The organism is Pseudomonas sp. TE3728, from assembly GCF_056279145.1.
The window spans coordinates 5,225,304-5,248,207 of record NZ_JBWBQT010000001.1; the positions used below are offsets into that span (position 1 = coordinate 5,225,304).

General features: G+C 57.4%; 18 protein-coding genes. 10 read left to right on the forward strand and 8 right to left on the reverse strand.

Annotation, left to right across the window (positions count from 1 at the left end; all coding sequences use genetic code 11):
• The 3 genes from folE to ACZ89R_RS22860 all read right to left on the reverse strand — a co-directional run bounded on the left by folE (position 1) and on the right by ACZ89R_RS22860 (position 2,055).
• Complete coding sequence (gene folE / locus ACZ89R_RS22850; RefSeq protein WP_123501388.1) at positions 1-576, reverse strand: GTP cyclohydrolase I FolE; 576 nt, start codon at positions 574-576, stop codon at positions 1-3.
• Positions 577-598: 22 nt separating this feature from the next.
• On the reverse strand, positions 599-1,309 hold the full coding sequence (gene folM / locus ACZ89R_RS22855) for a dihydromonapterin reductase (protein ID WP_429542529.1): 711 nt from the start codon (positions 1,307-1,309) through the stop codon (positions 599-601).
• A 176-nt stretch (positions 1,310-1,485) separates the two neighbouring features.
• Complete coding sequence (locus tag ACZ89R_RS22860; protein ID WP_429544505.1) at positions 1,486-2,055, reverse strand: antibiotic biosynthesis monooxygenase; 570 nt, start codon at positions 2,053-2,055, stop codon at positions 1,486-1,488.
• A 209-nt stretch (positions 2,056-2,264) separates the two neighbouring features.
• Here ACZ89R_RS22860 and ACZ89R_RS22865 point away from each other — a divergent pair, with 209 nt between their 5' ends.
• Positions 2,265-3,224 carry a MerR family transcriptional regulator gene (locus ACZ89R_RS22865; protein WP_476241499.1) on the forward strand — a complete coding sequence of 320 codons (960 nt, stop codon included), beginning with the start codon at positions 2,265-2,267 and terminating at the stop codon, positions 3,222-3,224.
• Between the two features lie 18 nt (positions 3,225-3,242).
• Here ACZ89R_RS22865 and ACZ89R_RS22870 read toward each other — a convergent pair whose 3' ends face one another.
• A complete protein-coding gene (locus tag ACZ89R_RS22870) occupies positions 3,243-3,848 on the reverse strand; it encodes a hypothetical protein (protein ID WP_007901651.1) in 606 nt (201 codons plus the stop codon).
• A 54-nt stretch (positions 3,849-3,902) separates the two neighbouring features.
• Positions 3,903-4,379: a PAS domain-containing protein gene (locus ACZ89R_RS22875; protein ID WP_429544503.1), complete on the reverse strand. Its 477-nt coding sequence runs from the start codon at positions 4,377-4,379 to the stop codon at positions 3,903-3,905.
• Between the two features lie 103 nt (positions 4,380-4,482).
• On the opposite strand from ACZ89R_RS22875, the gene ACZ89R_RS22880 reads away from it, so the two are divergent.
• The 4 genes from ACZ89R_RS22880 to ACZ89R_RS22895 all read left to right on the forward strand — a co-directional run bounded on the left by ACZ89R_RS22880 (position 4,483) and on the right by ACZ89R_RS22895 (position 7,901).
• Positions 4,483-4,938: a flavodoxin gene (locus tag ACZ89R_RS22880; RefSeq protein ID WP_429544502.1), complete on the forward strand. Its 456-nt coding sequence runs from the start codon at positions 4,483-4,485 to the stop codon at positions 4,936-4,938.
• Between the two features lie 255 nt (positions 4,939-5,193).
• The gene (locus tag ACZ89R_RS22885) at positions 5,194-5,976 is read left to right on the forward strand and encodes a class II aldolase/adducin family protein (RefSeq protein ID WP_429544501.1); all 783 of its coding nucleotides are present in this window, start codon (positions 5,194-5,196) and stop codon (positions 5,974-5,976) included.
• A complete protein-coding gene (locus ACZ89R_RS22890) occupies positions 5,977-6,879 on the forward strand; it encodes an alpha/beta fold hydrolase (RefSeq protein WP_429544500.1) in 903 nt (300 codons plus the stop codon).
• A 110-nt stretch (positions 6,880-6,989) separates the two neighbouring features.
• Positions 6,990-7,901, forward strand: coding sequence for an SDR family oxidoreductase (locus ACZ89R_RS22895; RefSeq protein WP_429544499.1), 912 nt, complete (start codon positions 6,990-6,992; stop codon positions 7,899-7,901).
• Positions 7,902-7,945: 44 nt separating this feature from the next.
• Here the strand turns inward: ACZ89R_RS22895 and ACZ89R_RS22900 are convergent, their stop codons facing one another.
• Both ACZ89R_RS22900 and ACZ89R_RS22905 read right to left on the reverse strand, forming a co-directional pair.
• Entirely contained in the window at positions 7,946-8,203 is a 258-nt protein-coding gene (locus tag ACZ89R_RS22900) for an immunity protein (protein WP_218398710.1), read from the reverse strand.
• Positions 8,200-10,230, reverse strand: a complete 2,031-nt coding sequence (locus ACZ89R_RS22905) for an S-type pyocin domain-containing protein (RefSeq protein ID WP_429544498.1) — start codon at positions 10,228-10,230, stop codon at positions 8,200-8,202. Before ACZ89R_RS22905 ends, ACZ89R_RS22900 begins: the two co-directional genes overlap by 4 nt.
• A 923-nt stretch (positions 10,231-11,153) precedes the next feature.
• Between ACZ89R_RS22905 and ACZ89R_RS22910 the strand changes: the two genes are divergently transcribed.
• From ACZ89R_RS22910 to ACZ89R_RS22925, 4 genes are all read left to right on the forward strand, one after another.
• Positions 11,154-12,947 carry a DUF1302 domain-containing protein gene (locus tag ACZ89R_RS22910; protein ID WP_218398712.1) on the forward strand — a complete coding sequence of 598 codons (1,794 nt, stop codon included), beginning with the start codon at positions 11,154-11,156 and terminating at the stop codon, positions 12,945-12,947.
• A 23-nt stretch (positions 12,948-12,970) separates the two neighbouring features.
• Positions 12,971-14,338 (forward strand): DUF1329 domain-containing protein, encoded by a 1,368-nt coding sequence (locus tag ACZ89R_RS22915; RefSeq protein ID WP_429544497.1) that lies wholly within the window; start codon positions 12,971-12,973, stop codon positions 14,336-14,338.
• 140 nt (positions 14,339-14,478) lie between these two features.
• Positions 14,479-17,034: a LuxR C-terminal-related transcriptional regulator gene (locus ACZ89R_RS22920; RefSeq protein ID WP_429544496.1), complete on the forward strand. Its 2,556-nt coding sequence runs from the start codon at positions 14,479-14,481 to the stop codon at positions 17,032-17,034.
• 164 nt (positions 17,035-17,198) lie between these two features.
• Positions 17,199-20,639 carry a dermonecrotic toxin domain-containing protein gene (locus ACZ89R_RS22925; protein WP_429544495.1) on the forward strand — a complete coding sequence of 1,147 codons (3,441 nt, stop codon included), beginning with the start codon at positions 17,199-17,201 and terminating at the stop codon, positions 20,637-20,639.
• Between the two features lie 17 nt (positions 20,640-20,656).
• On the opposite strand, the gene ACZ89R_RS22930 is transcribed toward ACZ89R_RS22925, so the two are convergent.
• Positions 20,657-21,436, reverse strand: a complete 780-nt coding sequence (locus ACZ89R_RS22930; protein WP_429544494.1) for an IclR family transcriptional regulator — start codon at positions 21,434-21,436, stop codon at positions 20,657-20,659.
• A 163-nt stretch (positions 21,437-21,599) separates the two neighbouring features.
• On the opposite strand from ACZ89R_RS22930, the gene hmgA reads away from it, so the two are divergent.
• Positions 21,600-22,904 carry a homogentisate 1,2-dioxygenase gene (gene hmgA, locus ACZ89R_RS22935; protein WP_429544493.1) on the forward strand — a complete coding sequence of 435 codons (1,305 nt, stop codon included), beginning with the start codon at positions 21,600-21,602 and terminating at the stop codon, positions 22,902-22,904.

Consider the following 22,904-nt stretch of genomic DNA (forward strand, 5'->3'; position numbering starts at 1 on the left):
CTACTTGCTCCGTCCAATCAATTGCAGGAACTCCTGGCGGGTATTACTCGACTCGCGGAAGGCGCCGAGCATCACCGAGGTGTTCATGGTCGAATTCTGTTTTTCGACGCCGCGCATCATCATGCACATGTGCTGCGCTTCGATGACCACCGCGACACCGGCGGCGTCGGTCACTTGCTGCACGGCGTCGGCGATTTGCCGGGTGAGGTTTTCCTGGATTTGCAGTCGGCGGGCGAACATATCCACAAGCCGCGCAATCTTCGACAGGCCCAGCACCTTGCCCGTTGGAATATAAGCCACATGAGCCTTGCCGATGAAGGGCAGCATGTGATGTTCGCAGAGCGAGTACAGCTCGATGTTGTCGACGATGATCATTTCATCGTTGTCTGAGGCAAACAGCGCGCCGTTGACGATCTCGTCGACACTTTGCTCGTAACCATGACACAGGTATTGCATCGCCTTGGCGGCGCGCACCGGGGTGTCTTGCAGCCCTTCGCGGTCGGGGTTTTCACCGAGGCCGATCAGGATCTCGCGATAGCTCTGGGACAAGGAGTTGTGTGGCGGGAATAACGTCATGGGACATCCTCGCGGGAGCGGCTTATTTGACGTGCCGTCCGCCGTTGACGGTCAGGGTCGTGCCGGTGACATAAGGGTTGTCGAGCAAATAACGCAGGCTCTGGTAGATCACTTCGCTGCCGGGCTCGATGCCCAGTGCCGATTTGGCCAGAACCCTGGCGCGGTACGCCGCGTCGTCGTCGGGATTGAACAGTAGCAGGGCTGGCGCGATACCGTTGACCTTGATTCCCGGCGCGTATTTCGCGGCAAAGGACAGGGTCAGGCTGTCGAGCCCGGCTTTGCTGGCGCAGTAGCCGATATGCTTGCTGCTGCCCCTGCGGGTCACATCATCGCTGATATGCACGATGTCGGCGGGACTTGAACGCCGTAGCAGGTCGGCACAGTGCAGGTTGATCAGGTAGGGCGCCAGCATGTGCACGCTGAACATGCGGGTGAAAGCCGCGGCTTCGGTGCCCGGGGTTTCGGCCAGCCATTCGGAAGCGTTATGGACAACCGCCCGCAAACTGTCGGTGTGGTTTTTCAGTTCGCCGATGAACGCAAGGATGCCGGCCTCGCTGGAAAAGTCCGCAAACACCGCGGTCGCCCCCAGATCACGCAGGGTTTGCACACCAGGGCGTTCGCTGCGATAGCTGAAAATGACCGGATGGCCGTCTTCGAGCAAACGCTGCGCACAGTGCAGGCCGACACGCTGGCCGGCACCGGTGATGAGGATTGGGGCTGCGGTAGAGGTCATGAACGGCTCGCGTCGCGGTAAGAGCAAAACTATACCAGCGACGGGAGTTGTTCACCTACGTCCTGCGATGGCCTTGCTTTTGTAGGAGCGAGGCTTGCCCGCGAAGAACGATGACACGGTTTGACAGATAGACCGAGTCGTCTCCTTCGCGGGCAAGCCTTGCTCCTACAAAGGGGTTATTGATTTTGGGGGGTGGGTTCGGCGGGCAACGGACGTGCAGATGGGGTATGCAGCCACCCGGCCAGCAGACGCGTCGACAGCGGAATGAAGAAATACACCATCAATGGCGTCAGGCACAGGGTGCTGACAAACACGCGGGTCAGCAAACCCGTTTCAGCCAGCAGCGACCCCAATACAAAGTTGAACAACAGGGACACCGGAAAGAACGCCAGCCAGATGGCCACGGCCTGTTTCCAGCGTGGCGGACGCTGGCCGACCGCACCGAACCAGCCATCGATGCCACGGACCCGATGTTCCGAAGGGTTGGCAAACAGATCACTGCCGCGCCCCAGCCAGGCAGTGCGCGAGGCGGAATGCTCCCAAGCGTGCATGGTCTGCTCGTCGGCGAAGCGGAAGATAATCTGGAACTCGTCATCATTGGGCGGCGGAGCCAGTACGCCAGAGCCCAGGTAACCGGGGAAATCGGTGGCCAGTTGTTCGCCTTCGCGCAACCAGGCCATCAGGTCCTGGTAACGCCCATCGGCGACGCGGCGCGCAACCATCAGGGTGACGGGTGAGGTAGACATTTTGTATCTCCGTAGGGAAAACGCGTCGCTCCGGATAAGAGCTTCGCCAGACACAGCGCCGGGGTGGTGGGCTGCGTCTCAAGACAAGCAAGGATTATTCCTGATTATTTCTTGGACGTCTGTGCCAATTAGTTCAACGGCGTGTTGATTACTAATGGGGCAGTGGCGTTAGAATGGATCCAACTTTATACATGGACGTAGATTACAAAATGCCTGTGCTGACCGACCTTGCACCTGGCTTGCCCTTCAGCACCTCGCTGATTCGAGAAGAACTGTTTCCGATCCGTGAGGTCGCGCGTCTGACAGGGGTCAACCCCGTCACGCTACGTGCATGGGAGCGGCGGTACGGTTTGATACAACCCTCGCGCACCGAAAGCGGGCACCGTTTGTATTCGATGACTGATATCGAGCGTGTTCGCAGCATCCTTGGCTGGATGGAACGCGGCGTCACAGTCAGCAAGGTCGGCAAGATACTGGCCAAGACCGAACCGCTCAAAGTACTGGCGCAGATCATTCCCAACGAACTCGTTCAAGCCAACTATGACCAATGGCAGCAGCAGGTCAAGGCGGCGGTGAGTGCTTTTGACGAAGTTCAACTGGAGCACGTCTACGGTCAGATTTTTTCCAGTTACCCGCTGACGGTGGTGTTTCAGGACATTCTGATTCCGATCTGGAAGCTATTGCTACAACGCCATGAAGCGTTCGGTCAGATTAGCGAGTGGCTTTTTCTGGATGGTTTTCTACGATCTCGAGTGTTGCAACGCCTGTTGCTGGTGCGAGTCATGCAACCGCGACGATTGATTGTCTGCGCATTGGCCGATCAATGCCGCGAACTCGACGTGTTGGTCACGGCGCTGTATCTGAGCAGCGTCGATTCGGCTATTCAGTTATTGGCGATCGGTCAGCCCTTCGAAGAGTTGGTTCTGGTTTGCGAGAAGATCAGGCCCAAGGCACTGATACTGGTTTCCAACCACGCGCCGGCGGGTGAACTGCCTAGACGTTTGAAGCGCTTGGCCATGAGCCTGGATTGTCAGGTATTGCTGGCCGGAGAGGCATCGGACCTGGCGCAGGAAAGCCTGGCTGGATCGTCGATCGGTTGTCTGGGAGACGAGGGAGTGCTAATGCGCCAGCGTCTGAAGCAGTTCCTGGCGGGAAATCTGGATACCTGAGCGTAGATAGACAGAAGATCAGATATGCAGGGCGGGATGGGTCAGGCGATGTTGCTGAAGAATGTACTGACGCAGACGTTCGGTTTCGTCCTTGTCACTCTGGCTCAATTCGTAGGCGTAGAAACCCTGCTCGGTTTCACGCTCGAAGGTGCCGCGCAATGCAATCCGCTCGTAACCTGACGGGCTGAACCACAACGCGAAATGCTTTGGCGCCTTGGTCTTGTTGCGAACCTCCAGCAAAACCCCTTTGAACGATATTTCGTGCACCCACATTGTGCCGGGTTGGCCCTTGGCATTTTCCAGTGCCACGGGCTCTTCGAGCACCAGGCGCCATGGCCGAATCATCGGCCCGTCTTCATAGATGCTGGGGACGCCGAGGCGTAGATGCATGGCGTGAAATTCATCTTCCACCAAGTGCAGCGGGAAGGTCATTTGCTGATTTTCGAAATTGGCCTGGATGGTGACTTGCTCATGAGCAGCCAGGCGTGTGAGCAAGTCACGAATCTGCGAGCCACCGTTGACGAGCAGACTCGACGTCGCATCCCGCACATTGAGTTGCGGGTTGTGTTGCATGTTCTGGATAAAATCCAGTTCATCCTGCGTCAGGAGTGCGTCGCGCTGCATGGTTTGCTCGAAAGAAATAATTACAAAGTCATCGGTGATTGTAGTAAATGACCACTAATTCGCAGATTGGTTTGAGCCGTTCGTCGTTTTGAGTGCGGCAATTTCTGCCTGTGCCTCGGCCAATTGCGCTTCCAGCTGCGCGACTCGCTGCTGCGCCTTGACCTGAACCGTGACGTCTTTCTGCACCCCGACAAAATAGGTTTGCCCGTCGTCCGGGTTTTTTACCGTGGAAAGCGACAGTTCGTTCCAGAACGGGGTGCCGTCCTTGCGGTAATTCCTGAGGATTTCCCGGCAAGAGCCGCCACTGCCCAACGCCTGCCGAATCAAGGCGAGGGCTGGTTGATCCCGGTCTCCTGCCTGCAAAAAACGGCAATCCTGATAGAGGATTTCTTCGCTGGAATAACCGGTCAGGCGCTCGAATGCCGGGTTTACGTAAATCAGGATGTTGTCCTGTTCGCCTTCCTTTTCGGCAATCACGATGCCGTCGTTGGAGGCGTCGATCACCATTTGCAGCAATGGGGCATTGATCATCGCAGAGTCCTTTGCGTATTGATTGATACGCTGCATTCTAAAAGATCAATGAGGGCGGTGCTGTTAATATCTCCTACTTTTATTTAGATTCAGGATCAGATTGATGAAAGTCGCCATCCTTTCCGGCTCGGTGTACGGCACGGCTGAAGAAGTCGCCCGTCACGCTGCACGCATTTTGAACGCCGCTGGTTTTGAAACATTGCACAACCCGCGTGCGACCCTCGCCGATATTCAAGCTTTTGGCCCCGAAGCGTTTTTGGCGGTGACCTCGACCACCGGCATGGGCGAGTTGCCGGACAATCTGCAACCGCTGTATTTCGCCATCCGCGATCAGTTGCCGGCGGCCTGGCGTGGTTTGCCGGGCGCGGTGATCGGTTTGGGCGACTCCAGTTATGGCGATACGTTCTGTGGCGGCGGCGAACAAATGCGTGAATTGTTCGGTGAACTGGGCGTGCGTGAAGTCCTGCCGATGCTGCGCCTGGACGCCAGCGAAACCGTGACGCCGGAAACCGACGCCGAGCCTTGGCTGGCGGAACTGGTCAGCGCACTGCGAGGCTGACGTGTGCGAGCCTGCTCGCGATAGCGGCGGGTCAGGCAACATTGATGCTGAAGCTGCCGCCGTCATCGCGAGCAGGCTCGCTCCCACAAGTTCGCGGGTGCTCTGACAATGGATCCAGACTCACCCGCGCACTGACTCGCTCGGCCATCAAGCTGGCTGCCAATGCAACTACACGAAGTCCGGGGGCTGACTAGACTGCTGTAACGCAGCAAAAAACAATAAAAACCCAGAAAAATAAAAAAGAGAATCCTTGCCGTGAGCGTAGCCCCCGTCCAATCGCCACACAGCATCAAAGACAAAGTCAGTGCCGCCGAATGGCAGACCCGCGTCGATCTGGCCGCCTGTTATCGTCTGGTCGCCTTGCACGGCTGGGACGATCTGATTTTCACGCATATTTCCGCCAAGGTGCCGGGCACTGAAGACTTTCTGATCAACCCCTTCGGGCTGATGTTCCATGAAATGACTGCGTCGAGCCTGGTCAAGGTCGATCAGGCCGGCAACAAGTTGATGGGCAGCCCTTACGAGATCAACCCGGCGGGATACACCATCCACAGCGCCGTGCATGAAGTCCGTCATGACGTCGTGTGTGTACTGCACACCCACACCGCGGCGGGGGTGGCGGTATCGGCACAGAAGCAGGGCATCTTGCCGATCAGTCAGCAGTCCTTGTTCGTCCTTTCCAGCCTGGCCTGTCACGCCTACGAAGGCGTTGCGCTGAACCATGAAGAGAAGGCGCGGCTGCAAGCCGATCTTGGCGAAAACAATTTCCTGATGCTGCACAACCACGGTCTGCTGACCTGTGGTGGCACCATCGCCGACACGTTCCTGATGATGTTTACCTTTCAGCGCGCCTGCGAAATTCAGGTGCTGGCGCAGAACGGTGGTGCGGAGCTGATCGCCATCGAACCGCAGATTCTGGCGGGTGCCAAGGCGATGATCGCCGGTGTCACCAAAAGTGCTCAAGGGATGGGCGGCGCGCTGGCCTGGCCGGCGCTGCTGCGCAAACTCGATAAACAAGACCCCGGTTATAAACTCTAAATGGCCCTCGCCGAGATTCCTTTATGTGTCTGGCGCAAATGCGGCCAGACGTTCGTATTCCGCGGTCAGCCCCTGCGCTATTGGGCCGCGGGGCAAGGCGAACCGCTGTTGTTGATCCATGGCTTCCCGACCGCCAGCTGGGACTGGCATTACCTGTGGCAGCCACTGGCGCAGCGCTATCGGGTGATTGCCTGCGACATGCTCGGTTTCGGCGATTCGGCCAAACCGGTGAACGACGACTATAGCCTGCTGGCACAGGCCGATTTGCAACAGGCCTTACTGGAACATCTCAACGTTGACCAGCCCGTTCACATTTTGGCACACGATTATGGCGACAGCGTGGCCCAGGAGCTGTTGGCCCGGCACTATGAAACGCGCGCTGATATCGCCAGTTGCGTGTTTCTCAATGGCGGGCTGTTTCCCGAAACCCATCACCCGGTGTTGATGCAAAAACTCCTGCTCAGCCCTTTGGGCTGGATGATCGGGCGAGCCTTTACCCGAGACGCGTTGGTGAAGAGTTTCCAGCAGGTATTCGGTCCGCAGACCCGGCCCACGGAAAGTGAACTGGATGACTTCTGGAGCCTGGTCGACAGCAATCGCGGGCAACGGATCATGCACAAATTGATCAGTTATATCCCGCAGCGCCGTGTCCAGCGTGAGCGTTGGGTCAGTGCCATGCAGCGTGGCGAGGTGCCGTTGCGGGTCATCGATGGCGAGGTCGATCCGGTTTCCGGCGGGCACATGGTGGTGCGCTATCGGCAATTGATTCCCGACCCGGACACCATTCTGCTACCTGAAATCGGCCATTACCCGCAGATCGAAGCCCCGGCGCAGGTGCTCAAGCACTATCTGGAGTTTCGCGATCGGCTGGTTTCACCGCCGCGTAAAGTGGCGTGTTCCTGACTATCCCGCTGCCTTATTGCGCACCATTCAGCCGCCCCCGTGTTCATTGTGACCGGCAGCCTCGTGGCTGACACTCGCACTCATTGTCCCTTGGCCTGCTGGAGTTCCCCATGAATGAGTCTGTGCGCTTCGAAGATAAAGTGGTGATCGTCACCGGTGCGGGCGGCGGTTTGGGGCGGGCGCACGCGCTGTTGTTCGCAAAGCAGGGCGCCAAAGTGCTGGTCAATGATCTCGGCGGTTCGGCGCAAGGCGAAGGCGCCAATGCATCGGCTGCCGATCGTGTGGTCGCAGAAATTCGCGATGCGGGCGGCACCGCCGAAGCCAACCACGATTCCGTCACCGACGGTGACAAAATCGTGCAACACGCCCTCGACACATTCGGCCGTGTCGATGTTGTGGTGAACAACGCCGGCATCCTGCGAGACAAGACCTTTCACAAAATGGACGACAGCGACTGGGACCTGGTTTACCGCGTCCACGTCGAAGGCGCCTACAAGGTCACTCGCGCCGCCTGGCCGCACATGCGTGAGCAAAACTATGGCCGCGTGATCTTCACTGCCTCGACCTCGGGTATCTACGGCAACTTCGGTCAGTCCAACTATGGCATGGCCAAACTCGGCCTCTATGGCCTGACCCGAACACTGGCCATCGAAGGCCGCAAGAACAACATCCTGGTCAACGCCATCGCCCCGACCGGCGGCACTCGCATGACCGAAGGCCTGATCCCGCCACACGTGTTCGAGCAACTCAAACCGGAACTGGTCAGCCCGCTGGTGGTGTACCTGGCCAGCGAACATTGCCAGGAGACTTCGGGGTTATTCGAAGTGGGTGGCGGCTGGATGGGCAAAGTGCGCTGGGAGCGCAGCCTGGGCGCCGGGTTTGATCCGCGGGTTGGTTTCTCTCCGGAAGATGTGGCGGCGCATTGGCAGCAGATTTGTGATTTTGAGGGGGCCGCGCATCCGAAGGACACTATTGAGGCGCTGAAGGAAATGATGGAGAACTTGCAGAAGTATTCGATTTAAGTGGAGGGAGCCACCAAGCTGAGGCTTGGTGGCCGAATTGCTAGTTAAGAGTATTTGTTTTCGATCATGAACTTGGGAGCTTTCCAGTTCGGGCCTTTGATAGCGACAGGGCCTTCACCGTTGGCCAGTACACCCTCCTCGAAAAGCCTTGCATAGGTTTTCAGCAGTTCGCCACTTTCAATGACTTCATGTCGATAGCGCCCAAACATTCTGTCTAGAGATGGAATAGCGGAACCGAGTGCGAAAACGGTCAAGACATCTTCTACTGTTTCATTTTTAACTACTTGCTCGACGATGCTCACTGTTTGCCTCCTTTCAAAAAATTCTTGAAAAATATTTCATCTTGTCTATCCGCAGCCGTTATGGCGTCTTTTGTGTAGAGCAACGACTCATCATCATGAAGCTTGAAGTCTTCCAGGGTCGCCGTGTGCGCGTTGTTCCAGATCGGCAAATCTTTGTCGGGTTTGAAGTCATCGCTGAGCCCCAGCGCTCGAAACCTCTCAAGCTCCCTCATCTCATGAGTGTAGTAGCGCAGATCCGTGTCAGTGAGCTGCGAGTATCCGTTAAGGATTTTCTCAAGGCGTTGCACCATCATGTCATTGGCATCGGATTGATCGAGTCGTGCGATGTGTAATTTCACTGCATCAATTCCGGTTTGGGTAATGACAGCCGTGCGCCAGTCCAGATCCAGTATCGGCCCTCCCGCCTGCTCCGGATTGAAAAGACGCCCGCTGTATTTACCTTTGACGGAAGCCCCTTGATAGGGACTGCTGATAACGACATACAGCGGCGCAATACCCGAATCATCTGGAAAGACGATGATGGACCTGTCCCAACCCTCCACCAGTATGGGATGCAAATCCAGACGCCCTTCGAGGGGCACGATCGGGATTCCGGGATACGTCGGCGTATCAGCCTGAACAATCGGCCGTTCGGTCGAGCTGTTACCCGGTGTGACGGCGGGTGTCCAGGTCAGGGTATTGGTTGGCGAGTCAGGCAGGCCTAGCCGATAAACGTTGTTCTGCGCATCGAATGTTGCGTGCCTCACCGGAACGCTGGGGCGAATGTCGAACCCGTCGGCCGTGATGACAAACACCTCTGCGCCTGAGCCGATGGGTCTGTAGCCAATCCCGACCGGCAGATCCAGTGTTCCTTGCCGGTCCGCGATCGCTCGCAGTGACTGTGCGCTTTCTGACGTCAGTTCCGCGAGCGGTACGCTCATCGTAAAGCGTTCGCCGTTTCCCAGGCGCGAAGGCGTCAGCAGAGCGGCGAAACCGATCAGTGCCAAGCCCAGTGTCGCGGCGCCTGCCGCAGTTGCCACCTGCAATGCCGAACGCAGTGCGGTGATTATCGCGGCCGATGTTTCGGGAGCGAGGATGACGGCGGTCGAGGCGAAGGAAAATACCGGGCTGGAAGAGGCTGTCGCTCCCATAGCGGGATATACCCGCAGGGCTGCTGAAGCCGCTTGCTGTTTCTCGTGCTCCTGCCGTTCAGCTTCAACACGAAGCAGTTCTGCCTGACGTTGAGCCTCAGCCAGTGCTGCAAGCCGTGCTTGTTCGACAGCCACTTGTCGTGCGGCGGCTTCGGCGGCTTCGGCGGCAACGAGCGCTTGTTCGGTAGCCAGTCGTTGATCCTCAGCCAGCGCTGCAAGGCGTGCCTGCTCTCGAGCAAGGGCCTCAGCTTGCTCGTTGATCCGTGCCAACTCGGCGGCGATCCGTCGGGCTTCCTGCTCCGCTGCCATTCGCGCCTGATCTTCGGCTTGCACAGCAGCCAGCCAGTTGAGCACGTTGACCTGTTGCTGATTGAGAAGCTGGATGGCTTGGCTCAGAAGCCTCGCTTCATGAGCTGCCCGGTAGGATTGGCTCCACAACTCCCGTACTGCGGCTGACCGGTCCGCTCGCCGGATAGCTGAGGCCCGATTCAGAAAATCATTGAAATTTTTGCCAACCGGATCACTTCCATAAAAGCGGTTGGCGATGGCGGTCTGTCTGTGAAGTTCTGCAGTCTTGCGTTGAATGAGCGTGTTTCTGACACCCAGCTCACGAATCAATGCCGCTGCCGGCGGTAGAGGATGCGTTGGGCCTTCCAGTCGTGTCGTGGCCAGCTCGGTCTCAATTGATTGTGGTAATAATGTGGACTTTGCACCGAACTCTTGTTCAAGGGCTATCTGAGTGTCGTACATTATTTCGCGGGTTTTATGGTTGGCCCCTGCCGGCCCGAACATACCGCTAAATGAATAGCCCTGCGTAGTGTCCTTAAAGGGGGCCCAGTTATCTGGGGCCTCTGCAGTAATATGTGTTGCATCAAGAATCAATGGCGGTTTCTGCATATTCAATTCCTTTGAATTTGCTTCAGGGTTTCTATGTGGTCAATGGATACAGGTTTCAGAAGATGTTCTGGTTTGTCGCAGTAGAGAGTGCTCGTCCATTGATTGATAAGTTATTGCTTTACGTTACAGTGGAATTGGAAGTCATGGGTCCGAGAAGTGCGTAGGGAACCACTCGTGTAGTCGAGAGAAGTTTCCTTGACTGAATAAATAATTAGAAATGTCTTTATCTTGAAGAGGATGTTTCTTACCTGCTACAGCGAAACATCTTGTAGGAATACTTGTATGAAGCCTGATTGCCAGACAAAACCATCGCCCATAAAAAAGGCCGCTGCGAACGCAGCGGCCAAAGCAAGACGTGGATCAAGGAGCAATAAATCAACGTCAGTGAACAGGGGGCGATGAGTCGAAAAAATACGCGTCAAATCATCTGGAATCTGTCGCTAACGGGGTGGGTCTGTCATCCCCGTAGCTTCATGTCTTCAGGCTGTTTGCCGTGAAAGCCCGGCAAGAATAAGGGCTTGAGCGCAAAGGAAAAATAGCGATTCCAGACATGCACTGTTGCAGTCTCAGCAACAGTCTCTGGCTGACCCCTGTAGCAGCTGCCGAAGGCTGCGTTCGGCTGCGAAGCAGTCGCAAAATCAGGCACTGTGTTCTGTCAGGCCCACTGTGGATTCAGGGTTTACGACTGCTGTGCAGCCGAACGCAGCCTCGCGAGCTCGGCAGCTGCTACATGCCCGATTCAACCCACGTCCATGCGCTGCACTGATAGTCCTCCATCCAGCCCATCCATACCCCGCGCAAAACCCCGCCCCATGCGGGCATTCATCCTTTGGAGGTACAACGCGAATACCTCCTTGGTGCGCTTATCGCTCCCGGCGTGCGGCAGTAGGGTGGGGCCTTCTGTCACTCACCGGGGAAGACGCATGACAAAAACAACAATGCGCGCCATCTTCAAACCGCAAGCGCTGGCCGCTGCGGTGGCCTTGGGCTGCTGTGCCCAGGCGCAGGCTGTTTCATTCAACATCGGCGAAATCGAGGGGCAGTTCGATTCCTCGTTGTCCGTCGGCGCGAGCTGGGGCATGCGCGATGCCGACAAGTCACTGGTGGGCACCGTCAACGGCGGTACCGGCCAGTCTTCGACCGGTGATGACGGGCGCCTGAACTTCAAGAAAGGCGAGACCTTCTCCAAGATCTTCAAAGGTATCCACGACCTCGAATTGAAGTACGGCGACACAGGCGTGTTCGTCCGTGGCAAGTACTGGTACGACTTCGAGCTGAAGGACGAAGACCGCGAGTTCAAACAGATCAGCGACAGCGGTCGCAAAGAAGGCGCCAAGTCTTCGGGCGCACAGATCCTCGATGCATTCGTCTATCACAACTATTCCATCGCCGATCTGCCGGGCACCGTGCGCGCCGGCAAGCAGGTGGTCAGCTGGGGTGAAAGTACCTTCATCGGCAACTCGATCAACAGCATCAACCCGGTCGACGTTTCCGCATTCCGTCGTCCGGGGGCGGAGATCAAGGAAGGCCTGATTCCGGTGAACATGCTGTTCGCTTCCCAGGGCCTGACCGATCAGCTCACGGTGGAAGGTTTCTACCAACTGGAGTGGGATCAGACCGTTCTCGACAACTGCGGCACTTTCTTCGGCGTTGACGTGGCGGCGGATGGCTGCAACAACGGTTATACCGTCGGCAGCCCGGCGATTGCCCCGTTGGCGCCGCTGGCGTCAGCCTTTGGCCAGCCTATCCAGGTCACCCGTGAGGGCGTCATCGTGCCCCGTGGCGGCGACCGCGATGCCCGGGATTCAGGGCAGTGGGGCACCGCCTTGCGCTGGCTCGGTGACGACACCGAATACGGCCTCTACTTCATGAACTATCACAGTCGCACACCGACCGTCGGCACCACCACCGCCGGGCTGTCCACACTGGCCAGCCTGCCGGGCATGGTCAGCATTGCCAACCGTCTGGCCCCGGGCAGCGGTTCGGGCCTGGCGCAAAGCGTGATGCTCGGGCGCGGCCAGTATTACCTTGAATACCCGGAAGACATTCGTCTGTACGGCGCAAGCTTCTCCACCACTTTGCCCACCGGGACTGCCTGGACCGGCGAAATCAGCTATCGGCCCAACGCTCCGGTGCAGGTCAATACCAACGACTTGACACTGGCATTGCTTAACCCGATCGCCGGCGGCGCCGCATCGCCTGTCGCGACCCGGCCAGGTGCCGACAACACGGGTTATCGCCGCAAGGAAGTGACCCAGGTCCAAAGCACCCTGACGCACTTTTTCGACCAGGTATTGGGCGCCCAACGGCTGACCCTGGTGGGTGAGGCCGCGGTGGTGCGGGTTGGTGGTCTGGAGTCGCGGAGCAAGCTGCGTTATGGCCGTGATTCGGTCTATGGCCAATACGGTTTCGGTGGCGATACCGATGGCTTCGTCACCTCAACTTCCTGGGGCTACCGCGCCCGGGCGATCCTTGATTACGCCAACGTGATTGGCGGGATCAACCTCAAACCCAACCTGTCCTGGTCCCATGACGTCGCCGGCTACGGTCCCAACGGGCTGTTCAACGAAGGCGCCAAGGCGGTCAGCGTCGGTGTCGATGCCGATTACCGCAACACCTATACCGCGAGCCTCAGTTACACCGACTTCTTCGGCGGTGACTACAACGTCCTGGAAGACCGTGACTTCCTGGCGCTGAGCTTCGGTGTGAACTTCTGATCTGGCTGAGAAGGATGATGTTAATGCGCAAGATGATTCTGCAATGCGGCGCCCTGGCCCTGAGCCTGCTGGCCGCCAACGTGATGGCGGCGGTCTCGCCGGAAGAAGCCAACAAACTCGGGACTACGCTCACGCCGCTGGGCGCCGAGAAGGCCGGCAACGCCGACGGCTCGATCCCGGCCTGGACCGGTGGCATCCCGAAAAACGCTGGTGCTGTCGACAGCAAAGGTTTCCTGGCTGACCCGTTCGCCAGCGAAAAGCCGTTGTTTACCATCACCGCCGCGACTGTTGATAAGTACAAGGACAAGCTTTCGGATGGCCAGGTGGCGATGTTCAAGCGCTACCCGGAAACCTATAAGATCCCGGTCTACCCGACCCATCGCACCGTGGGCCTGCCGGCGGAAATCTACGAGTCGGCCAAGCGCAGCGCGCTGAATGTGAACAGCATCAACGACGGTAACGGCCTGGCCAATTTCACCGGCAATCGCTATTACGCATTCCCGATTCCGAAGAACGGCGTCGAGGTGCTGTGGAACCACATCACCCGTTATCACGGCGGCAACCTGCGACGCATCATCACTCAGGTGACCCCACAGACCAACGGCAGCTACACGCCAATTCGCTTCGAGGAAGAGATCGCCGTACCGCAACTGATGAAGGACCTGGACCCGGAAAAAGGCGCCAACGTACTGACCTTCTTCAAACAGTCGGTGACCGCGCCGGCGCGGTTGGCGGGTAACGTGTTGCTGGTGCATGAAACCCTCGACCAGGTGAAAGAGCCGCGTCTGGCGTGGATCTACAACGCCGGTCAACGTCGGGTACGACGCGCGCCGCAAGTGGCCTACGACGGGCCGGGCACCGCCGCCGATGGTCTGCGCACGTCGGATAACTTCGACATGTTCTCCGGTGCGCCGGATCGCTACGACTGGAAACTGATTGGCAAAAAGGAAATGTACATTCCCTACAACAGCTACAAACTCGACTCGCCGAGCCTCAAGTACGATGACGTGGTCAAGGCCGGGCACATCAATCAGGACCTGACCCGTTACGAGTTGCACCGGGTCTGGGAAGTGGTCGGCACGGTCAAGCCGAGCGAACGGCACATCTACGCCAAACGCCACATGTACCTCGACGAAGACAGCTGGCAAGTGGCGCTGGCGGATCACTACGACGGTCGCGGTCAACTGTGGCGAGTGGCCGAAGGTCACGCCCAGTATTACTACGATCACCAAACCCCGGCCTACACCCTGGAGGCGCTCTACGACATCATTGCCGGCCGATACATTGCCTTGGGAATGAAGAACGAAGAGAAGCACAGCTTCGAATTCGGCTTCAACGCCAAGTCTGCCGACTACACCCCATCAGCCCTGCGCGCCGAGGGCGTTCGGTAAGGGTTTTGATACATTGGCATCACCAGAGGCGACCTGCGGGTCGCCTTTTTTATGGGCGCCAATCAGCGTCCTGAATACTTCTCAACAAGCGGGTTATAGAGGGCTAGGGTGGCCGGACAATTATAAAAAGGCACGCCGCAATGACCGCCATGACTCCGTGTCTGGACCGTTCTGGATTCCTGCCCCGCCTGTCCTCTCATCACCTGTCGCGGGCTCGTTTAAGCGAGCCGTTATTGGCTTCGACGGCCCGGGTGAAATTACTCTGTGCACCTGCCGGCAGTGGCAAGAGCGCGTTGCTCGCCGAATGCCTGTTGCAGGCGCCAACCCAATGCCGAGTGCATTGGTTGCCATTGTCTGGCGTGGCATGGAGCGCGGCGGATTTTCGTCAGCGTCTGGCAGAAACGCTGGGGCTGGCTTCATCGGATGAAACCGGGTTGCTGGACGATCTGGCACGATTGCAGACGCCTGCCTGGCTGTTTCTCGATGACTACTGCCGTCTGCCGAACCCGGAGCTGGATCAGTTGCTGGATCGCATGCTGGCGATCAGCAGCCCGATGCTGACCTGGTGGCTCGGTGCCCGCCGTCGGCCGCAATGTAACTGGCCAAGGTTGCTGCTCGACGCTGAGTTGTACGAGTGCGAGAGCGCTTCGCTGGCGTTCACCCAAGGTGAAGTCGAGCAGATATTGCAGCCCTGGGTACCCGAGCAAGCCGGCAAGGTGGCGAGTCGGATTATCCAGCGCACCGGCGGCTGGTGTGCCGGTGTACGGATTGCATTGCTGCAGAAGTGCGACTGGTCACGTCAGGACAACTCCTTGGGACGGGCGGCCACCTTGCTCGATTACCTGGAGCATGAGTTGTTCAGCTCGCTGACGCCTGAGTTGAGCGAGGCCTGGCGCGTGCTGGCCCACTTGCCCCGCTTCAATGCCCGATTGTGCGATCACCTGTTCGGGGCCGGGGAGGGCGCTCAATACTTGCGGACCTTGCAAGCGCTGGGCTGTTTTATCGAACCTTGGGGGGACTCCAGCGACTGGCTGCAGATTTTCACCCCGTTCACGCAGTTGTTGCACGATGAGCAATGGCCGGCGGGACGCTCCTGGCATCGGCGTGCATGCCAGTGGTTCTGTGTTGAACAGGACTGGAAATCGGCCTTCGAACAGGCCTTGCTCGCCGAGGAATACGAAGTGGCGGTCAGCCTGTTGCAGCACTTCAGTTTCGAGCACTTGTTCGAAGAGCAAATGGTCGTGCTGTTACTGCGTTTGCATGAGCAGCAAGGCGAAGAACTGACGCTGGGGAGCCCGCAGTTGGTGGGCTTGATTACCGCTGCGCTGTTGTTCGCCGGACGCTTTGAACAAGCGACTCTATGCATTGCTCATTTGGCGCATTTCACGCCTCAACCCTCGGCGGTGCTTCAGCGTCAACTGATTGCACGCTGGCAGGCCCTGCAGGGTTGGTTACTGCATTTGCAGGGACGAATGGAGACTTCGCATGCGCACTTTCTTGATGCATTGAGCGCCCTCGATCCCGACTGTTGGACGGCGCGCCTGATGTGTTTGTCCGGTCTGACGCAACAGGCCCTGCTAAGGGGCGAACTCGATGTGGCACATGCTCATAACCGCGAGGCGCTATGCCTGGCGCGGGCGCAAGGTTCGCTGGTGTTCGAGGGCTTGATGGAACTCGATCATGCGCAATTGCTGGAGCAACGTGGAGCCCCCGGGCGCGCTGAAAGTCTGCTCGCCAATATGCATGAACTGCTTTGCCTGCAATCAGACCGCGCAGTGCCTCTAATGGGGCGAATTGCCTTGCGTCGAGGGCGCCTGGCCTTGTGTCAGGGGCTGGATGAACAGGCAGCGGATTTTTTTCAGGCCGGGCTGGAGGACTGCGTTCGCAATCATGACAAACGTGCGCTGTACGGTTTTCTCGGGCAGGCACAACTGGCGGCCAATCAGGGCGACTACGCCCAAGCCTTCGTCCGCCTGCGCGACGCCGAGCGATTGATGCAGCAGCGGCAGATTCCGGACACGGTCTACCGTGGTGCTCTGTTGCAGGTCAGCAGTCAGTGCTGGTTGCAACAGGGGCGTCCCGAACTGGCCCGTGAGGCGTTGAGCCGGGTGCTCAAACATTATCGGGGGCCACAGGCCCGGCAGGCCCCGCCGGCGACACTGGAGTTGATTCCGCGGATTGAGTATTTGTTGATTCTGGCCGAGGTCAAACTGCAACGGGTGGAGGATCCCTTGGCTCGACTCGCCACCCTGCTTGAGAACACACAAGCGAACGGGATGATCAGCCTGGAAGCCGAGCTTCTGCTGGCGATGGCCGAGGCGGCCTTCATGGTGGGCGAACAGGGGAGTGCCCGGCAGTTTTTCGAAAAAGGCGTAGCGAAGGTGAACCGTTGTAACTTGCAGCCGTTGTTGGCGCAGTTGAACAGGCGTTGTCCCGGTTTCTTGTCGGAACTGCACATGATCGATAATAACGAGCCTTTTTCTGACAAGGATATTAATGAAAGCCCACTGAGCCTGAGGGAATTGGAAGTGCTTGAGTTGATTGCGTCAGGAAATTCGAACCGACAAATAGCCGATAAGTTGTTCATCTCATTGCATACCGTTAAAACACATGTCCGGCGGATTCATGGAAAGTTAGGGGTTGAACGCAGGACGCATGCAGTGGCAAGGGCAAGAATGCTGGGTTTATGCGGTTAATTGTTTTTTAATTATGTTATGAATCTGTTTTGATGTCTTGGGTATTTAATGTTTTGCAAAGAGTGGTGGGTGTTATTGTTGGTTTTAATCGCGTTAAGTTAATTGCACTGGTTCAGGCGGCGTTTCGTTGTCTGATTTTTTAAAGTGCATTAATGGATGTGTATATGAGTGTTCAGGAAATACCGTTGATACAGGCGAGCCTGGGAGAGGTGGTTGAGAGTTCTAACGTGCTGGAAGAGGTGCTGAAGAAAACCCCATCGTTTAAATCAATCGTGCAAGACGTTTTGTTAAAGGAACTTCAGCAACTGTTGCCGGAGGTCTACATCAGCAAGACTTACATCAATGCCCGACGTTCAGGCATTGCGAATCAGGAGCCGACCGGTCTGTTCATGGACGTGTTCATGGAATGTCTGCGTCGTGGGCGTGCTCCTGTTTATGACGCGAGTCAGTACGGCGTCTATGACTGGCGCGACTCCATGGATGAGTCGGACCGGGTCGAGGGTCTGGACGTGGTTGCTCTGGGGGCGCTGATCGGCGATGTGCTGGGCACGCTGGCGCAAAAATACACACAAGTTCTGGATCGACACTGGGCGGCACCTCTGGGCAAGGATGCCCAAGGTCGTGAATCGGTCTCTCGCAGCAGTGATCTGCGGGATTTGTATGCGGCGCTTTTCTGGCAAGAGTTGAAAGCAACGGTACAAATGCAAGGGGTGAAGCCGGAAGTAGAAAAGAGCTACGAAGTTTACATCAGGGGCAATCCCCAGACGCCGGCTTACAGTCTTTCTCTGGAACTGGAAAACGGACGATTTGCAACGCTGGCTTGTTGTTTCGTCATGTATTTAACTGGCCGGTCCATCGCTGAACTTGTACCTGCCAATGATGACTGGGTCATCCTTTACACCCCTGCAAACGGGCTGGAAACGTTCCAGACGTCGGCAATAATGCACCGCTCGCTGGAGCAGCGCCTTCGCGACGCGAACAGCCGGGCGCAGTTGCTCAAAGATATTTCACTGGAGGACGCTGAACAGGTCATAAGTGTTCCTGATATCCGCTATTTAAAAACCCATGGCGAAATTTTCCAGATTGTCATCGACAACCTGCTGGATAAACAACGGCGTGACGTTGCTTATGGCATTCGCCGTTTGCTGCAGCCAGATGTGGATCTGCCAGGCATCGTCCAATCCATTGAGCAGACTCAACGTCTGGATGAGTTGAACAGTGATGCCAAGAGCCGCACCGCACGTCTGCTCGCATTGATGACGATGAACGCCAGACCACAATGGCTGAAGGACACGCCCGCCACCGACCAGGAAACATTTGCCGCTTTGGAACGAGCGTTGCTTAGAAGCCAGGTCGCATTGCATGAGGCGATGGGGGGGCTGTCTTCCTTCCAGGACTATGTGCGGCGTGTCGTCGAAGAACATATCTCCCAAGGCGATGCCAATCGCGTTGATCCCGATACCGTTTGGGTGTCGGTAAAGCATTCGGTGCGTATGGGTGCCAGGAATATCGAGCATGTCCAGCGTAAAACCCTGACGCAGCTGTTCATGTACGGTGTGCATGATGTTGCAGGGCGATACACGATTCAGTTTGAAGAACATCACTACAACCCACGACTGACAGCGTCCAATATCGAATACGCCATCCGGCAATTTGATCTTCGTTTGAAATACGCCAGTGAACGAAGTTATCGCCTTAGCGATCCGCAAGTTAAAGACGCCCTGCGAGAAGTATTGAGTCAACAGATTGCACTGAGTAACTTCGCCGCGTTGCTTCAAAAACATATCGGCCCGCAAGCACAGGACATCGCGCAGCGCTATCTGTTTGGCGATCCGGAAGTGGAGGCATACAGCGTTGCTTTTCGCAGCTACTACCGACCGTTCAAAGACATGATTGTTTACCGTGCCAGAGGTGCAATGGCTGATTTTTCGATGCATGTGCTCTATGCGCCTGGCGCACCGGCGGGGCAGCAATGGTATGAGTTCCCCGATCTGACGGCGTTGAAGCGACAGTTCATTGCGTGGGGTTTCGAGCAGCGCGATCGTGACTTCCTGATCGGGCAGGCTTTCAGCACGGATCGTGAGCGGTTCGTGAAGGATTATCTTTCCTATGTCGATTCGGCGCTGGTGTTCCAGCCGTGGTGGTGGGGCGGTGTCACTTTGGTGAAATGGGCGACGGAAGACGGATCGTTGATGGGCGCCATCCATAACATCGTCGGCTGGGAAATTGCCGAAGAACAAGTGGTCACACCCGGCTGGTACAGGAAGGCCGCGCCACAAGATCGCGAACTTTTCACAAGGCTGAACACAGATTTCAAAGCCATCTACCAGGTATCAAAAGAACCACTGCATATCGAAACGCTTGCCGCCTTCTCACGCAAACTGGTCATGAAGGCGTTGAACGATTATCTGCGTCGATCCGGCCCACATCCGGAAATCGACCCGGATCGGGTGAGCGTCAAGTTGCGTGGACACGACTATATGACACTCACCAATGTGTTCATTCAGTGGCAGATTTGGCGTGCTGATGGAACGGTGTGGTTCGGTTCCATGGATAACTCGTCGCTGGGGCGCTTGAATGAGGCCACTGTCACTGCGCTGATCAACTTACTGCCGGGCGAAAAATATGAGCAGTATCTACGGCAGGATTTTCTGGCAACGCCTTCTTATGATCTGAAAGCAAAGCTTTACTGCAAGACCGTGCAGAACGAAATGCTCAGGGCGGCATTGACACAAAAAATTCAGGGCTCTCTTTCCGGTGAACACTTCAATTGGCTCAAGGGGCTGATCGAGGATCTGGATCATGATCGTACCCACAATACGCTTCCGTTGCAGACGGGGGGCGCGCCAGGCGAAGGTGTTTATACGCTGGCGCTCGAGGGGCGACGGTTGGAGGGTGCCTATACGTTCGGGCGCACCGTGGCTGGCAGGTTGGAATACCTGATCTACATTCCGAAAGCACCGGATGGCCTGGCATTTCGTCCCATTGAGTCGTTGACTCAGGGCTTAAAGGGAGGCGCACTGGGCAATCATGTTGTCGGACTTGTCAGGCTGGAAGACAGAGGCGTAGTGCAAAGTTATGTCGACAACTGCGGCAACGCTTCAGGTGCCTTGCCGACGCCAAGTTTGCGAGACAGTTACCCTGTGACCCACTTCAAGTTCGAATACCACAGTATGGTGTTGCGGCTTATCTATGACGTCGATTATCAGACAAGCACGCGTGCGGAAATTTTCTGGCGTAACGTGATGATCGGCGCAGAACTGGTGGTGGATGTCATCTCGCTGTTTATCCCTCCAGTGGCTCTGGTGGCCAGCGTCCTGCGTATCACGCGTTCGATCGTTCAGGGTGTGATTGCTTACAGCCTGGGCGATGAAGATGCCGGCAAAGCCTACCTCGCCTCGGCCTGGAGAAGCACCATCCTCGTGTATGTGGGTATCGTGGCGGGGGTTGGCACGTCGACTTCGGCGGTGGGCCTGTTGTCGCGGATCAAGGACATCTCCGAAATTGTGTCGACCGCGACCGGCGTTCCGGTGGGCGTTGGCTATGTCACTGCGGTGACGTCCACGTACCTGATTCAGGACAGTAAAACCCGAATCACAGACTGATCCTGCCGGGTTAGCCGTTACTCAGGCTGATACCCCATCCGCCAACTCACGGCCCGGGTCGCCGCCAACAACCGCTGCGCCGCCGGGCCGTTTTCATCGGCATGGAACAACGAGGCCGGGCCGACGATGGTCATCACCGCGGCCACCTGCCCAACCGCATTGAACACCGGTGCCGACAACGCATCCACGCCGGGCATCAGCAAACCGTGAACATGGTGCAAGCCGCGTTCGCGGATCTGCTCGCACAATGTGGTGTAAGCGTGCTCATCGGCCAACGGATGAACGTCGACAGCGCGAACTTCGAGATCGCGCAACTCATCGCTTTCACGGTGGGGCAAATAGGCACTGAACACCAGCCCCGTCGAGGAGCTGAGCAACGGTAAAACCGAGCCCAATTGCGTGACCACTGTCACCGCGCGCACGGCCGGTTCGATATGCACCACCGTCGCGCCCTGATTGCCCCACACCGCCAAAAAGCAGGTCTCATTCAAATCGTCGCGCAGTTCAGCCAGGGGCAGGGCGGCGACTTTCAGCACGTCCATACTGTTCAGAGCAGCCAGACCGACCCGAAGCGCCTCACGGCCCAGGCCGTAATGGTTGGTGGCGGGGTTCTGCTCGGCAAAACCGCTGGCGATCAGCGCCTGCAAATAGCGGTGAACCTTGCTCGCCGGCATCTGCACGTGTTCAGCCAGGCGCGACAACGAGGTCGATGGCGACAGCTCGGCAAGTGCCTTGAGGATGTCGGTACCGACTTCGGCCGAGCGGACTTTCTGTTTACCGTTGCTTTCGCTGGTCATGAGGCGGTGTGATCCCGGGACGAATGGGCGTCTTTATAGCTTGACGGTCAATACCAATCAAATTACGTTATGCGTAATCGAATTACGATAAAAATAACCCTGGCGTGCCAAGATCTCTTCAGCAGAGTGACAGGCCATTGCCAACTCCCGTTCAGGAGGCTCCATGAACCTCGATTCAACGGCGCCAACGCTGGCTTATCAGTCAGGCTTTGGCAACGAATTCAGCAGCGAAGCGTTGCCCGGCGCATTGCCCATCGGCCAGAACTCCCCGCAAAAAGCCCCTTACGGCCTGTACACCGAACTGTTCTCCGGCACTGCATTCACCATGGCTCGCAGCGAAGCGCGGCGGACCTGGATGTACCGCATCCAGCCGTCGGCCAATCACCCGGCATTCGTCAAACTGGATCGGCAACTGGCCGGTGGTCCGTTGGGTGAAGTGACCCCCAATCGCCTGCGCTGGAATCCGTTGGACATGCCGACCGAGCCCACCGATTTCATCGACGGGCTGGTGAGCATGGCCGCCAACTCGGGCGCAGAAAAACCGTCCGGGATCAGTATTTATAACTACCGCGCCAACCGTTCCATGGAACGCGTGTTCTTCAACGCCGACGGCGAATTGCTGCTGGTGCCGCAACTGGGCCGCTTGCGCATCGCCACCGAACTGGGCGTGCTGGAACTGGAACCGCTGGAAATCGCCGTTCTGCCTCGCGGGCTGAAATTCCGCGTCGAACTGCTCGATCCGCAAGCCCGCGGCTACATCGCCGAAAACCATGGCGCCCCTCTGCGCCTGCCGGATCTGGGACCGATCGGCAGCAACGGTCTGGCTAATCCGCGAGACTTCCTGACGCCGGTGGCCCATTACGAAAACCTCAAGCAACCGACCACCCTGGTGCAGAAATTCCTCGGTCAGTTGTGGGGTTGCGAGCTCGATCATTCGCCGCTGAACGTGGTCGCCTGGCACGGCAATAACGTGCCGTACAAATATGACCTGCGCCGCTTCAACACCATCGGCACGGTCAGTTTTGATCATCCGGACCCATCGATTTTCACCGTTCTGACTTCGCCGACCAGCGTGCACGGTCTGGCCAATCTCGATTTCGTGATCTTCCCGCCACGCTGGATGGTCGCCGAGAAGACATTCCGTCCACCGTGGTTCCACCGCAACCTGATGAACGAATTCATGGGCCTGATCCAGGGCGAATACGATGCCAAGGCCGAAGGCTTTGTGCCCGGCGGTGCTTCGTTGCACAGCTGCATGAGCGCCCACGGCCCCGACGGCGAAACCTGCACCAAGGCGATCAACGCGGAACTGGCGCCGGCTAAAATCGACAACACCATGGCTTTCATGTTCGAGACCAGCCAAGTGTTGCGCCCGAGCCGATTTGCCCTGGATTGCCCACAATTGCAAAACAATTACGACGCCTGCTGGGCCACGCTGCCCGCGACTTTCGACCCGACCCGGAGATAA

What these genes read in the sequence shown, in the direction of transcription:
- ACZ89R_RS22870 (WP_007901651.1), bottom strand. Translation starts at nt 3,848, where the DNA reads ATGCAGCGCGACGCACTCCTGACGCAGGATGAACTGGATTTTATCCAG.
- folE (WP_123501388.1), bottom strand. Translation starts at nt 576, where the DNA reads ATGACGTTATTCCCGCCACACAACTCCTTGTCCCAGAGCTATCGCGAG.
- ACZ89R_RS22895 (WP_429544499.1), top strand. Translation starts at nt 6,990, where the DNA reads ATGAATGAGTCTGTGCGCTTCGAAGATAAAGTGGTGATCGTCACCGGT.
- ACZ89R_RS22880 (WP_429544502.1), top strand. Translation starts at nt 4,483, where the DNA reads ATGAAAGTCGCCATCCTTTCCGGCTCGGTGTACGGCACGGCTGAAGAA.
- ACZ89R_RS22865 (WP_476241499.1), top strand. Translation starts at nt 2,265, where the DNA reads ATGCCTGTGCTGACCGACCTTGCACCTGGCTTGCCCTTCAGCACCTCG.
- ACZ89R_RS22910 (WP_218398712.1), top strand. Translation starts at nt 11,154, where the DNA reads ATGACAAAAACAACAATGCGCGCCATCTTCAAACCGCAAGCGCTGGCC.
- ACZ89R_RS22920 (WP_429544496.1), top strand. Translation starts at nt 14,479, where the DNA reads ATGACCGCCATGACTCCGTGTCTGGACCGTTCTGGATTCCTGCCCCGC.
- ACZ89R_RS22875 (WP_429544503.1), bottom strand. Translation starts at nt 4,379, where the DNA reads ATGATCAATGCCCCATTGCTGCAAATGGTGATCGACGCCTCCAACGAC.
- hmgA (WP_429544493.1), top strand. Translation starts at nt 21,600, where the DNA reads ATGAACCTCGATTCAACGGCGCCAACGCTGGCTTATCAGTCAGGCTTT.
- ACZ89R_RS22925 (WP_429544495.1), top strand. Translation starts at nt 17,199, where the DNA reads ATGAGTGTTCAGGAAATACCGTTGATACAGGCGAGCCTGGGAGAGGTG.
- ACZ89R_RS22860 (WP_429544505.1), bottom strand. Translation starts at nt 2,055, where the DNA reads ATGTCTACCTCACCCGTCACCCTGATGGTTGCGCGCCGCGTCGCCGAT.
- ACZ89R_RS22905 (WP_429544498.1), bottom strand. Translation starts at nt 10,230, where the DNA reads ATGCAGAAACCGCCATTGATTCTTGATGCAACACATATTACTGCAGAG.
- folM (WP_429542529.1), bottom strand. Translation starts at nt 1,309, where the DNA reads ATGACCTCTACCGCAGCCCCAATCCTCATCACCGGTGCCGGCCAGCGT.
- ACZ89R_RS22930 (WP_429544494.1), bottom strand. Translation starts at nt 21,436, where the DNA reads ATGACCAGCGAAAGCAACGGTAAACAGAAAGTCCGCTCGGCCGAAGTC.
- ACZ89R_RS22890 (WP_429544500.1), top strand. Translation starts at nt 5,977, where the DNA reads ATGGCCCTCGCCGAGATTCCTTTATGTGTCTGGCGCAAATGCGGCCAG.
- ACZ89R_RS22915 (WP_429544497.1), top strand. Translation starts at nt 12,971, where the DNA reads ATGCGCAAGATGATTCTGCAATGCGGCGCCCTGGCCCTGAGCCTGCTG.